At 48.2% G+C, this 12,779-nt stretch carries 12 protein-coding genes and 1 pseudogene; 8 read left to right on the plus strand and 5 right to left on the minus strand.

Going from position 1 to position 12,779, the window contains the following annotated elements; all coding sequences use genetic code 11:
• Positions 1 to 33: 33 nt before the first annotated feature.
• Together ACTHSQ_RS01430 and ACTHSQ_RS01435 are read right to left on the minus strand one after the other, a co-directional pair.
• The gene (locus ACTHSQ_RS01430; protein ID WP_440371006.1) at positions 34 to 1,020 is read right to left on the minus strand and encodes a malate dehydrogenase; all 987 of its coding nucleotides are present in this window, start codon (positions 1,018 to 1,020) and stop codon (positions 34 to 36) included.
• 121 nt (positions 1,021 to 1,141) lie between these two features.
• Positions 1,142 to 2,116, minus strand: coding sequence for a PhoH family protein (locus ACTHSQ_RS01435; protein ID WP_440371007.1), 975 nt, complete (start codon positions 2,114 to 2,116; stop codon positions 1,142 to 1,144).
• A gap of 102 nt (positions 2,117 to 2,218) precedes the next feature.
• Between ACTHSQ_RS01435 and ACTHSQ_RS01440 the strand changes: the two genes are divergently transcribed.
• The 3 genes from ACTHSQ_RS01440 to rlmB all read left to right on the plus strand — a co-directional run bounded on the left by ACTHSQ_RS01440 (position 2,219) and on the right by rlmB (position 4,046).
• Positions 2,219 to 2,929, plus strand: coding sequence for an AzlC family ABC transporter permease (locus ACTHSQ_RS01440; RefSeq protein ID WP_003686491.1), 711 nt, complete (start codon positions 2,219 to 2,221; stop codon positions 2,927 to 2,929).
• Positions 2,926 to 3,234 carry an AzlD family protein gene (locus ACTHSQ_RS01445; protein WP_003686428.1) on the plus strand — a complete coding sequence of 103 codons (309 nt, stop codon included), beginning with the start codon at positions 2,926 to 2,928 and terminating at the stop codon, positions 3,232 to 3,234. Before ACTHSQ_RS01440 ends, ACTHSQ_RS01445 begins: the two co-directional genes overlap by 4 nt.
• A 62-nt stretch (positions 3,235 to 3,296) precedes the next feature.
• The gene (gene rlmB / locus ACTHSQ_RS01450) at positions 3,297 to 4,046 is read left to right on the plus strand and encodes a 23S rRNA (guanosine(2251)-2'-O)-methyltransferase RlmB (protein ID WP_070747872.1); all 750 of its coding nucleotides are present in this window, start codon (positions 3,297 to 3,299) and stop codon (positions 4,044 to 4,046) included.
• A gap of 371 nt (positions 4,047 to 4,417) precedes the next feature.
• On the opposite strand, the gene ACTHSQ_RS01455 is transcribed toward rlmB, so the two are convergent.
• Positions 4,418 to 5,371 carry an L-lactate dehydrogenase gene (locus ACTHSQ_RS01455; protein WP_049351069.1) on the minus strand — a complete coding sequence of 318 codons (954 nt, stop codon included), beginning with the start codon at positions 5,369 to 5,371 and terminating at the stop codon, positions 4,418 to 4,420.
• Positions 5,372 to 5,927: 556 nt separating this feature from the next.
• Here ACTHSQ_RS01455 and ACTHSQ_RS01460 point away from each other — a divergent pair.
• Both ACTHSQ_RS01460 and ACTHSQ_RS01465 read left to right on the plus strand, forming a co-directional pair.
• On the plus strand, positions 5,928 to 7,730 hold the full coding sequence (locus tag ACTHSQ_RS01460) for an ATP-dependent nuclease (protein WP_070747869.1): 1,803 nt from the start codon (positions 5,928 to 5,930) through the stop codon (positions 7,728 to 7,730).
• Between the two features lie 235 nt (positions 7,731 to 7,965).
• Positions 7,966 to 8,031 (plus strand): annotated as a pseudogene (locus ACTHSQ_RS01465) (dioxygenase); the annotation flags it as partial.
• Between the two features lie 81 nt (positions 8,032 to 8,112).
• Here the strand turns inward: ACTHSQ_RS01465 and ACTHSQ_RS01470 are convergent.
• Together ACTHSQ_RS01470 and pdxH are read right to left on the minus strand one after the other, a co-directional pair.
• Positions 8,113 to 9,171: a pseudouridine synthase gene (locus ACTHSQ_RS01470; protein ID WP_003686367.1), complete on the minus strand. Its 1,059-nt coding sequence runs from the start codon at positions 9,169 to 9,171 to the stop codon at positions 8,113 to 8,115.
• A 159-nt stretch (positions 9,172 to 9,330) separates the two neighbouring features.
• Entirely contained in the window at positions 9,331 to 9,963 is a 633-nt protein-coding gene (pdxH, locus tag ACTHSQ_RS01475; RefSeq protein WP_003686383.1) for a pyridoxamine 5'-phosphate oxidase, read from the minus strand.
• Between the two features lie 111 nt (positions 9,964 to 10,074).
• On the opposite strand from pdxH, the gene dut reads away from it, so the two are divergent.
• From dut to guaA, 3 genes are all read left to right on the plus strand, one after another.
• Positions 10,075 to 10,527 (plus strand): dUTP diphosphatase, encoded by a 453-nt coding sequence (gene dut / locus ACTHSQ_RS01480; RefSeq protein WP_003680707.1) that lies wholly within the window; start codon positions 10,075 to 10,077, stop codon positions 10,525 to 10,527.
• A 187-nt stretch (positions 10,528 to 10,714) separates the two neighbouring features.
• On the plus strand, positions 10,715 to 11,041 hold the full coding sequence (locus ACTHSQ_RS01485) for a hypothetical protein (protein ID WP_167480313.1): 327 nt from the start codon (positions 10,715 to 10,717) through the stop codon (positions 11,039 to 11,041).
• 148 nt (positions 11,042 to 11,189) lie between these two features.
• Positions 11,190 to 12,755: a glutamine-hydrolyzing GMP synthase gene (gene guaA / locus ACTHSQ_RS01490; protein ID WP_440371008.1), complete on the plus strand. Its 1,566-nt coding sequence runs from the start codon at positions 11,190 to 11,192 to the stop codon at positions 12,753 to 12,755.
• Positions 12,756 to 12,779: the final 24 nt, after the last annotated feature.

A 12,779-nucleotide genomic window follows, 5' to 3' on the forward strand; every position in this document is an offset into this window, starting at 1 on the left:
CCGTCTGAAATTTGGTTTCAGACGGCCTTTGTTTTAGAGTAGATCCTGGATGACTGAACGCTCTTCTTCCAATTCGGTCAGCGTAGCGGCAATACGTTTTTGGCTGAATTCGTCCGACAAATCTAAGCCTTGGACGATGCGGTAGCTGCCTTCGTCACAAATGACGGGGAAGCCGAAAATCAAACCTTCGGGAATGCCGTAAGAGCCGTCGGATGGAACGCCCATGGTTATCCATTTGCCGCTGCTGCCGAGCAACCAGTCGCGCAGGTGATAGATGGCGGCATTGGCGGCGGAGGCCGCAGATGATGAACCGCGAGCAGCGATAATTGCAGCACCGCGTCCGGCGATTTTCGGCATGAAGACCTCGGTGTTCCAGTCGGGTTCGGTAATCATGTCTTGGACGGACTCGCCGTTGCTGGTGGCGTAGCGGTAGTCGGCGTACATGGTCGGGCTGTGGTTGCCCCAGACGCACATTTGCTCGATGGAAGTAATCGGGCGGTCGATTTTTTCGGCAATTTGACTGACGGCACGGTGGTGGTCAAGACGCATCAGGGCGGTGAAATTTTCCGGCGGGATGTCGGGTGCGGATTTCATGGCGATGTAGGCGTTGGTATTGGCCGGATTGCCGACGACGAGGACTTTAACGTTGCGATTGGCAACTTTGTTCAACGCCGCGCCTTGTACTTTGAAAATTTCACCATTGGCGTGCAGCAAATCGGCGCGTTCCATACCTTGGGTACGCGGGCGCGCACCAATCAAGAGGACGATGTCGGCATCTTTGAAGGCGACTTCGGGGTCGTCTGTGGCGAAGATGTCGGCAAGGAGTGGGAAGGCGCAATCCTGCATTTCCATAATCACGCCGCGTAATGCCTGTTGTGCCTGCGGCAGGTCGAGCAGCTGCAGGATAACGGGTTGGTCGCGTCCGAGCATGATGCCGCCGGCGATACGGAAGAGGGCGGCGTAGGCGATTTGGCCTGCCGCGCCGGTAACGGCGATTCGGACGGGTGGCTTGAGGGTCATATTTTTCCTTTTGAAGTCGTTGTTTTACTTGATTTTCGGATTATAGCAGTATTATGGGGAGAATGATGTAGAAAGGCCGTCTGAAATTTGATTTTCAGACGGCCTTGAGTGTTTGAAAAGATTATTCGCCGTTTTTCTTTTCAGCTTGTTCTTCTGCTGCTTCATAGGCTTCGACGATTTTCTGCACCAAAGGATGGCGGACGACGTCTTCGCTGGTGAAGGTGTGGAAATACAGGCCTTCTACATCGCGCAGTTTTTCGCGTGCATCTTTCAAGCCGGATTTGATGTTGAGCGGCAGGTCGATTTGGCTGATGTCGCCGGTAATGACTGCTTTGGCACCAAAGCCGATACGGGTCAGGAACATTTTCATTTGTTCGGGCGTGGTGTTTTGCGCTTCGTCCAAAATGACATACGCGCCATTTAAGGTGCGGCCGCGCATATAGGCCAGCGGCGCAATTTCAATCAAACCTTTTTCCATCAGTTTGGTTACGCGGTCGAAACCCATCAAATCATAAAGTGCATCGTAAAGCGGTCGCAGGTAGGGATCGACTTTTTGTGCCAAATCGCCCGGCAGGAAGCCTAATTTTTCGCCTGCTTCGACTGCAGGACGCACCAAAACGATGCGTTCGATTTGGTGCTTTTCCATTGCATCGACTGCGGCGGCAACGGCAAGGTAGGTCTTACCCGTACCGGCAGGGCCTAAGCCGAACACGACATCGTGGTTGAGCAAGGCGCGGATATAGCCGTTTTGGCGCGGGGTACGGCCGCCGATGCTGCCGCGTTTGGCGCGGAAATAGTATTGTTGGTCGTGGTGTTTTTCTTCGTGTTTTTCATCTGCGGTTTTTGCTTCAACGGCCGCAAGGCTGATGGCGTTGTCGTCCAAGTCGCCTTTTTCTGCGGCTTCGGCAAGCGACAGCAAGGCACGGCGGCCGGCGTGTGCCAGTTCGCCCATGAAGGTGAAATGTTCGAAGCGGCGGCTGATTTGGATATCAAGGGCTTTGCCTAAGGCTTCGAGATTGCTGTCGAGCGCGCCGCACAGGCGTTGCAACACGGTATTGTCAATTTCTTCAAACTGCAGATGGACGGTGTGGGTCATATCGGTTTCCGTAAATAAATCTAATTTTTCCGTATTATACCCTTGTTCAGACGGCCTGCTTTATAATACGTCGCTTCTTTTTAATAAACCGTTTCAATCAAAATGAATCACACTGCTTCTCCTCGCTCGGAATTTCTGCGCGGTATCAAAGAATGCTCCCCCATGCTGATCGGCTTGTTGCCGTGGGCGCTGATTTTGGGTATGCAGGGCGGGCAGAAAGGCATGAGTTGGCTGGAAATGTTGTTGATGACGGGTATGAACTTTGCCGGAGGCTCTGAATTTGCCGCAGTCAATTTGTGGGCAAATCCCTTGCCGATTCTGCTGATTGCAACGGTTACGTTTATGATCAATTCGCGCCATATCCTGATGGGTGCAGCAATTGCGCCGTATATGAGGGATATGCCGCTGAAAAAGGCGATGCCCGCGCTGTTTTTTATGTGCGACGAAAGCTGGGCAATGGCGTTTGCTGAAATTCAAAAGCGTAAGGCGGCAGGTTTGCCAGCGTTCAATATGCCGTTTTATGCCGGCGTGTGTTTTATTTTGTATGTAACTTGGATTGGTTTTGCGGCATTTGGCGCGGCAGTCGGTCCGATGTTTGGCGATGTGGCGGCATGGGGCTTTGGTATGGCTTTCCCTGCGGTGTTTTTGGTGTTGCTGCGCGGGATGTGGAAGAGCTTTGCGGCTTCACGCCCTTGGTTTGTCAGCCTGATTGTGGCGTGCGTAACCTATTTGACCGTAGATGGTGCATGGTATGTTCCGGCCGGAACGTTGTCGGGATTGTTGGCGGCGTATTTGTGGGGAGAGCAGAAATGAAGGATTTGTTGTCGCTGCAATCGTTTCTGCTGTTTTTAAGCATGTTGGCCGTTACCTATTCAACCCGATTAATTGGCTTTTTTGCATTGCGCAACCGTACGTTGAGCCGTCGCGCGCAAGTGGTTATGGAGGCCGCGCCGGGCTGTGTGTTGATTTCTGTGATTGCGCCTTATTTTGTATCGGATAAACTGCATGAGTTGATTGCCATTGCTTTGACGGTATTGGCGGCCAGCCGGTTTTCGATGTTGGTGACGGTATTAATCGGGGTCGGTACTTCGGGCATACTCGGTTATTTGATGAAATAAAAAATTTTCAGACGGCCTTACTTGTTATAATGGCCGTCTGAATTTTTTGATAAAGCAAAAACATGGCAAACCAACGACTCATCTATGGCTTTCACGCCGTCAATGCCCGTTTGTGGCAAAACCCGAAATCGATTACCGAACTCTATATCCAAGAGGGCAAATCTGATGCGCGCACCCGCGATGTATTGGATAAAGCGGCCTCTGAAAACGTGCGCGTACATTTTGCCGATGCCGACCGCCTGAATGCCATCAGCAAAGGGGCGCGCCATCAGGGCGTAGTAGGGTTTATCGATGCTTCCAAAAACCATGTTCACTTGGAAGATGTGTTGGAAAACCTGAGCGAACCTCCGTTTTTGCTGGTATTGGACGGCATTACCGATCCGCACAACCTCGGCGCGTGCCTGCGTACTGCCGATGCGATGGGGGTGCATGCCGTGATTGCGCCCAAAGACAAAAGTGCCGGTCTGAATGCGACTGTCAGCAAAGTTGCCTGTGGCGCAGCGGAAACTGTGCCGTATATTACCGTAACCAATCTTGCCCGTACTTTGCGTGAGCTGAAAGAATACGGCATTTGGATTGTCGGCACGGACATGGGCGGCGACTCCGACCTTTACCACTGCGACTTGCCCGGCAGCGTGGCCTGGGTAATGGGCAACGAAGGCGAAGGCATGCGCCGCCTGACGCGCGAACATTGCGATATGCTGGTATCGATTCCGATGTTTGGCACGGTAGAAAGCATGAACGTTTCCGTCAGCGCAGGCATGGTATTGAGCGAAACGCGCCGTCAGCGGGTGTTGAAAGCAGAGAAATAACGCTTAGGTTTATGAGCAGAAAACGTCGTCTGAAAACTGGAAGTTTGGTTTTCAGAGACGTTTGTTATAGGCGGATTAGTACCGTCATTCCTGCGCAGGCAGGAATCCATCGTAAAACTTGAGAAACCTTTATTTGAAAAACAGTTTCCGAATTTCAAAAATGGATTCCCACCGTAGCCTGTCCTCGCGTAGGCGGGGGCGGGAATGACGACAACCGGTAAATTGTGTATCGAAAATAAAGTAACTTAGATATAGGTATTTTTTATTTGAATTTAGAATATTGACGAATTAACTTCCCCATACATAGCAAACGTCGTCTGAAAACCAGATTTCCAGTTTTCAGACGACGTTTTACTTAGAGGCGATTCTGTTTATCCGACCATTTCATCGACTTTGCGTTGATAGCTTTTCAACAGCTCCGCCGAGCGGGCAAAGCGTTCGGTTTCATCGTCGGAAAGTTGCAGGTCGATGATGCGGACCGCGCCTTGGCGGTTGACGACGGTCGGTACGCCGATATACACACCGTTTTGTCCGAACTCGCCTTCAAGCAGGGTGGAAACGGGCAACACGACGCCTTGATTGTGCAGGATGGCGTTGGAGATACGGCTCAAGCCCATACCGATGCCGTGGCTGGTCGAACCTTTGGCGGCGATGACTTCGTAGGCGGCATTGCGCACGGTGTTATAGATTTTGTCCATACGCGCCTGCCCGTCTTCTGATTGTTCCAACATCTTCTGAACCGACATACCAGCGATGTTGGCGGTACTCCAAAGCGCAATGATGCTGTCGCCGTGTTCGCCGATCATCATGGCATCGACGCTCCAAGGCGCGACGTCGAATTCGTTGCCCAGACAAACGCGGAAACGGGCGGAGTCAAGGATGGTGCCTGAGCCGATAACGCGCTCTTTGGGCAGCCCTGAAAAGCGCAGAACGGCATAAGACAGTACGTCCACAGGATTGGAGGCAACCAAGAAGATGCCGTCAAAGCCCGAAGCCATGACTTTCGAAACGATGTCGTGGAAGATGCGCAGGTTTTTGTCGATTAAGTCCAAACGGGTTTCGCCGGGAGCCTGCGCCGCGCCCGCACAAATACACACGATGTCTGCATCCGAGCAATCATCGTAATCGCCGACGTAAATGCGCGCAGGCGAGGCGGCATAAGGCATTCCGTGGCGGAAGTCGCGCGCTTCGCCTTCCGCGCGCGTGCGGTTGATGTCGATTAAAACCATGTCGTCGCACAAGGCTTGGTTGAGCATGGAATAGGCGTAGCTGACACCGACCGCGCCCAAGCCCACAACGACCACTTTGTTACCAACTTTTTTCATATTTATTCCTGTTTGTTTGTGAATAGGAATTATTAATAACACTTGGACAGAGTGGCGTCAAATTTCAGACGACCGAGGTCTTGAAATGCTCAAAAAATAGGCGGAAAACGGCGTGCAAAACGACACTTGCCAAACCGTGCAAACCGACCTCATCCAGAAGACAGCGGTTTGGTGCACATCGAGCTATGCAGCAAAAGCCAAATCTTACACCTATTCAACTATTAAGATAATACCTTCAAATTCTTCAGTTTAGATATTGGGCTACTTGCTACACCAAGCTTTTGGGATGCAGAGATCCTATTCAAAAGAAATCGCATTCTCACCGAATTCCAAGGTGCACCGACTGAACAATGTGTCTTGCAAAAACTGATTGATACGATACTAAAGACAATACAGTCCTATACTGAGAAATCGGAAAAGACACGGTAGAATTGGATTTTGTGCTGCAATATGGGCAAAATGTTGTGCTTATTGAAGTCAAAGCGGAAGAGAATTTGAAGGCGAAGAGCTTGAAAGTTTATGCTACTTAATATGTTAATTGCTAAGGAACTAAATTATGGAATTTCCATTATCTATTACTGCTCATATCAATAGCCATGAAGGTGATTTTTCTAGAGGAATTGAGCTAAGATCACCATTAACATTTATTGTTGGTCCGAATGGTTCGGGCAAAACTCATTTATTAAAAGGGTTAAAAGGAAGTTTTAATGCTCTCACGAATAAAAAAGTTCGTTTTATTTCTGCTGGACGGTTAGCCCCATTAGAACAATATCGTTCAAAAACAGATCAATATTCATATGATATTGATCAAGCAAAATTTGGAGATAAGTATGAAACCGAGCAACGCCATCAAATAGAATCAATTTCAGGAGATCTTCATACTCTCTATAAATGCCCAGATATACTTATTAAAGTTCAAGAGAGGTTGCGAAAATTATTCAAAAGAGATATTGAAATAGACTGGGATTCTGGTTATCTAAAAGTCTCCTTTTCAAGAATAGGAGCTAGCAATACTTATTACTCATCTGCTCGTGAAGCATCTGGGTTATTACATCTCGTTGGAATTTTATCTGCACTATACGATGATGAGGTTGGCGTTTTACTTATTGATGAACCTGAAGTTTCATTACACCCACAATTACAAGCCTTTCTACTCAAAGAAATTACACGAGTTGCAGGAATTCCTGGTGAAGATGACTATAAAAAAATAATTGTGATGGCAACACACTCAACAGAAATGATCAAGATTTCTAAAACAGATGATTTGTTATCTTTTATTTTTTGTAATGATTTAAAAGAAGAACCTATTCAGATTCCTAAAGATGCAGGAGAGTTACAAAATAAACAAGTAAAAGGTCTTGTTGCTCGATTGGGGCAAGAACACAAATTAGCCTTATTTTCTAAAACACCACTTTTAGTTGAAGGCCCATCTGACGTCATTATCTGCAATACACTTTCAGATAAATTATATTTAAATCTTGAAGCAGCAGGTTCACAGATATTGCCGATTAATGGAAAAGGAGCCATGCCTGAAACAGTTAAATTATTTAGACTGATGGGTAAAATACCAACAGTTTTAGTTGATGCAGACTGTTTTGCTGATGGTCTAAATTTAATTAACTCTTATTTTAGTGATGAGGAAATAAGAAATATAGCTGATACTTTAGCAAGTAAACAAGGAATGGATGGTATTTTGAAGGTGACTAATGATATTTATAACAAATTTTGTACATTAGTTGATAAAAATTGGGATGAGATTGCAGAAATTGCTAAAAATTATCCTTATTTCACTTTGCTACAAGATGAGGTATTAAATAAAAAACGCTCGGTCTTATTTACTTTGCTTAACCATGATAATTTAAGTGGTGAATGGGAGAAATTGAAAAATAGAATTACTGTATTATTTGATATTTTTGAAGAAGTAGGGTTGTTTATTTTAAGAAAAGGAGCTATTGAATCCTATTATGATGATAATGTAATTGAAGATAAAGTTAATGCTTCTGTTATTGAAAGTGAAAAAATTTTATCTTTATCAGAAGATAATCTTGAAAGTAGATACCAAGACATTATAAAGTGCTTGAAATTTGCTTCAAATAGTGAACCCATTGATGAATCAAGAGCGATTCGAGATGAATTTTTATCCTTTATTTCTCCAATTCATGCCCATTATGCTGAAGGGGCAAAAAATTTGAATGCATTAGGTAGGCCATCATCAATATTTCATCATCAAATTAATGAGGAAGAGAAACTAGAAGTATCTATAGCTAGCAAGGTGTTAGATGTAACAGGGTTTCCTATTGTCTTGAGTAAAGATGATGATGTACGAAAAGTTATTAATCAGAAATTAGGTATTGCATAAATGTAAGTCAACTTTGTTTTACTAAATAATATAGTTGCTAAAAAATACCAATTAAATAAGCAAAGGTCGTCTGAAACCATTTTCGGACGACCTCTTTTTAACTTTACAGCAAAGCCAAAGAATATTTCATAATTTCCTATTTGGAAAATATGTTGTTCATAAATTGAGATTTATTGCTTAATCATTTATCCGTACAATCCGCCTCATCAGATATTAAGGAGGCAACGATGAAAAAATGCCTGTATTATTTGTCAGACATGGCAGTCCGATGAATGTGTTGGATAAGGAAAATCCTTTCAATACCCACTATTTTTATGACTTAGGCAAGATTTTGTCGGGCTGAGACGATTTTGCAAAAGTCTCAGCCCCGATTTATCTTACATTAACTTTTCTTCCGGCGACGTTCGCCAGGCAGCAGCATATCTGCCCATTTGATGATGTTGGCGACTTCTGCCGGATTGAGTTCGTAGAACTGGCCGCGTTTGAGGCGGTTTGGCAGGCCGATAGGGCCGAAGCCTACGCGGACGAGGCGGCTGACGGTCAGGCCTTGGCTTTCAAAAATGCGGCGTACTTCTCGGTTGCGGCCTTCTTTGATGACGACGTTATACCATTTGTTTGCGCCTTCGCCGCCTTGTTCGTAGATGCGTTCTACTTTAGCCAAACCGTCTTCGAGCATGACGCCTTCTTCGGTCAGGACGCGCATTTGTTCGGTGGTCAACTCGCCCAATACGCGCACGGCGTATTCGCGTTCTACTTCAAAGCTGGGATGGGCAAAGCGTTGAACAAGTTCGCCTGAAGTGGTTAGGATCAAAAGGCCGCTGGTATTGATGTCCAAACGGCCGATGGCTACCCAGCGGCTGCTGGCTGCTTGCGGTAGGCGGTCGAAAATGCTGACGCGGCCTTGCGGGTCGTCGCGGGAAACGATTTCGCCTTCTTGTTTGTAGTAGAGGATGATGCGTGGAAGGCGGTCGGCCCATTTGAGTTTGATGATGCTGCCTTTGACGGTAACGTGGTCGTCAGGCGTAACTTTTTCGCCCAGTTGCGCTACGCGGCCGTTGACTGTTACCCAGCCGTTGCTGATCCATTCTTCCATTTCGCGACGTGAGCCGACACCGGAAGCGGCCAGGACTTTTTGCAGGCGCTCGGGTTCAAAGCGTGAAAGGTCGCTGCGGCGTTCTTTCAAATCGCGGGCGTGCTCCATGATTTTTTGGTTGGGATTGCGGACCACCAGTTTTTTGGCTTTGGCCGCACGTTGTTTAGGCGCGGTATTTTGAGCTTTAGGGCCGTCTGAAACTTTTTGGCCGTAAGGTTTGCCTGATGTTTTTCGTTCGTCGTCTGGACGTTTCTTATTGGCAAAGGATTTGGCCGGTTTGGAAGGTTTTTTGGCGGTAGAGGATACGCCGTCGCGCCATTGGCGTTTGCTGGAAGGCTGTTTGGACATGATTTTTCCTAACTCGCTTGAAAAAGCGGTTCTTCTGCGGCGGTTGCGGCAGGGGTTGGATTGGGGGAAAAGGCCGTCTGAAAATCAAATTCAGACGGCCTGCCGATGAAAGGTTGTATTGTAACTCAACCAGTAAATTTTTGTTTGAAAATCCGAAAATTATGGCGAAAGGCGTTCGCGTATCCAGTTGCCATCAACTAAGCGGTATTGGATGCGGTCGTGCAGGCGGCTGGGGCGGCCTTGCCAGAATTCGATGCGGTCGGGAATAACGAGGTATCCGCCCCAATGCGGCGGGCGGGGAACATGCAGGGGGTGTTTGACACCGACGGCCGCGGCTTTGGCCACCAATACGGCTTTGCTGGAAATCACTTCGCTTTGCGCACTTGCCCATGCACCGATACGGCTGGTATACGGGCGGCTTTCAAAATATTCGTCCGAAGCGGCGGCATCGAGTTTTTCAATGCGCCCTTCAACGCGCACTTGGCGTTCGAGTTCCGGCCAGAAAAAAGTCATGGCGGCAAAAGGGTGAGCCGTATAGGAACGGCCTTTTCGGCTGTGGTAATTGGTAAAGAAAACAAAGCCTTTGGGGTTGACTTCTTTCAGCAATACCATGCGGCTGTTGGGCCTGCCGTCTTCGCCCACGGCGGCAACGTTGACCGCGGTCGGTTCGTTGACTTCGGCGTGAATCGCTTCGTTCAGCCATTGCTCAAATTGGACAATCGGGTCGGCGTGGCATTCGGCTTCCGACAGCTCGCGTTTGCTGTAATCTTCGCGGATATTGTGCAGATCCATGATTTTCCTCCTTAGGTCTGACTGAATCATACTCCGTTTTTTCAGACGGCCTCAAGGGCATTTGTGTATAATCGTAGCCCTTTCCAATATAGAACAATACGGAGTCCTGTCATGCAAACCGAAGTCGAACTGAAAATCTTAAATCCGAAAATGGCCGATTCCCTGCCTGCTTATGCAACGCCCGGTTCTGCCGGTTTGGACTTGCGCGCCTGCTTAGATGAGGCTGTTGTGTTGCAGCCGGGCGATGTGTATCTCGTTCCGACTGGTTTGGCAGTGCATTTGGCCAACCCTGCGTATGCAGCCGTTTTGTTGCCGCGTTCCGGCTTGGGTCATAAACACGGTATTGTTTTGGGTAACTTGGTCGGTTTGATTGACTCGGATTATCAAGGCGAATTGAAGGTTTCTCTGTGGAACCGTGGTAAAGAAGCGTTTACCATCGAGCCGATGGAGCGTATCGCGCAAATGGTGATTGTGCCGGTTGTCCAAGCTGCGTTTAAGGTTGTGGACGAGTTTGCCGCCAGCGAGCGCGGTGAAGGCGGATTCGGCAGCACCGGAAAAGCCTGATGATTTGAAAGGCTGTCTGTAAGAGGATAAATTGAAATATTTGATTTCGGTTTGCCGCGGTTCAGACGGCCTTTTTTGTTGCACCAACCTTTGCATAATTACACACAAGATTGCATTTTTATATCTTGCCTGCATGGCCGGCACACCCAATAATACAGGCCGTCTGAAACCTTTACGGAGCGTTGTTATGTCCCGCCCCTCACTTTTTCTGCCTTTATTTTTGATTATCTTTGGTGCGATTTGGTTTTTACGCGCTACGGATATTTTGCCTGCGACATCGACAATGATTGCCGGCGCATTAATTATTTTGGGCATTGCCGTGTTGATTATGGACGGCATCAACAAACAGTCCATTGTTTCCGGCCCGATGTTGGTTTATATCGGTACAGCCATTTATCTGCACATGAGCTACTGGATTTACCTCTCGCCGTTGCTGGCCATCGGCATGGTCGTGTTGGGTTGCCTGCTGTTGCTCTCGCGCAGCGATATGATTCCTGAGAAACACACAAAATAGAAAGATGAGAGATTTGGGTTTTGCCCTATAAAGGCCGTCTGAACAATGGTATAATCCGCCGTTTCAGATGGCCTTTTTTATTGTGGTTTAAATTTGAAATTTGCCCTACCGGCCGCACCGTTTTCTTACATTTTGTAAAGTTTCCGCCATGACCCAAGACAAAATCCTTATTCTCGACTTCGGCTCGCAAGTTACCCAGCTGATCGCCCGCCGCGTGCGCGAAGCCCATGTTTACTGCGAACTGCATTCTTTCGACATGCCTTTGGAAGAAATCAAAGCCTTCAACCCGAAAGGCATCATCCTCTCCGGCGGTCCTAATTCCGTTTACGAATCCGACTATCAAGCCGATACCGGTATTTTTGATTTGGGCATTCCGGTTTTGGGCATCTGCTACGGCATGCAATTTATGGCGCACCACTTGGGCGGCGAAGTTAGCCCGGGCAACCAACGAGAATTCGGTTATGCGCAAGTTAAAACCATCGACAGCGAGCTGACACGCGGTATTCAAGACGATGCACCTAATACACTCGACGTTTGGATGAGCCATGGCGATAAAGTTTCCAAACTGCCTACCGGCTTCTCTGTCATCGGCGACACGCCGTCTTGCCCGATTGCCATGATGGAAAATGCTGAGAAACAATTCTACGGCATCCAATTCCACCCTGAAGTGACCCATACCAAACAAGGCCGCGCGTTATTGAACCGCTTTGTCTTGGATATTTGCGGTGCACAACCAAGCTGGACCATGCCGAACTACATCGAAGAAGCCGTTGCCAAAATCCGCGAACAAGTCGGCAGCGACGAAGTGATTTTAGGTTTGTCCGGCGGCGTGGACTCTTCCGTAGCGGCCGCGCTGATTCACCGCGCCATCGGCGACCAACTGACCTGCGTGTTTGTTGACCACGGTCTGTTGCGTTTGAATGAAGGCAAAATGGTGATGGATATGTTTGCCCGCAACTTGGGCGTACGCGTGATTCACGTTGATACCGAAGAGCAGTTTTTGGCGAAACTTGCCGGCGTGACCGATCCGGAGAAAAAACGCAAAATTATCGGTGCAGAATTTATCGAAGTATTTGACGCTGAAGAGAAAAAACTCACCAACGCCAAATGGTTGGCGCAAGGTACGATTTACCCTGACGTAATCGAATCCGCAGGCGCGAAAACTAAAAAAGCCCACGCCATCAAATCGCATCACAACGTCGGCGGCCTGCCCGAAAACATGAAGCTCAAGCTGCTTGAGCCGTTGCGCGACTTGTTCAAAGACGAAGTGCGCGAGTTGGGTGTCGCTTTGGGCTTGCCGCGCGAAATGGTGTACCGCCATCCGTTCCCCGGCCCCGGTTTGGGCGTGCGCATCTTGGGCGAAGTGAAAAAAGAATACGCCGACTTGCTCCGTCAGGCAGACGATATTTTCATCCAAGAATTGCGCAATACTACCGATGAAAACGGCACATCTTGGTATGACCTGACCAGCCAAGCCTTTGCCGTATTCCTGCCTGTGAAATCCGTCGGCGTGATGGGCGACGGCCGCACATACGATTACGTCGTTGCCTTGCGTGCCGTGATTACCAGCGACTTTATGACCGCACACTGGGCAGAACTGCCGTACTCGCTGCTCGGTCGCGTGTCCAACCGCATCATCAACGAAGTCAAAGGCATCAACCGCGTGGTTTATGATGTCAGCGGCAAACCGCCTGCCACGATTGAGTGGGAATAATCCCTCAATAATAAAGGCCGTCTG

This window comes from Neisseria sp. P0009.S008, assembly GCF_051958615.1.
Lineage (GTDB): Bacteria > Pseudomonadota > Gammaproteobacteria > Burkholderiales > Neisseriaceae > Neisseria > Neisseria subflava.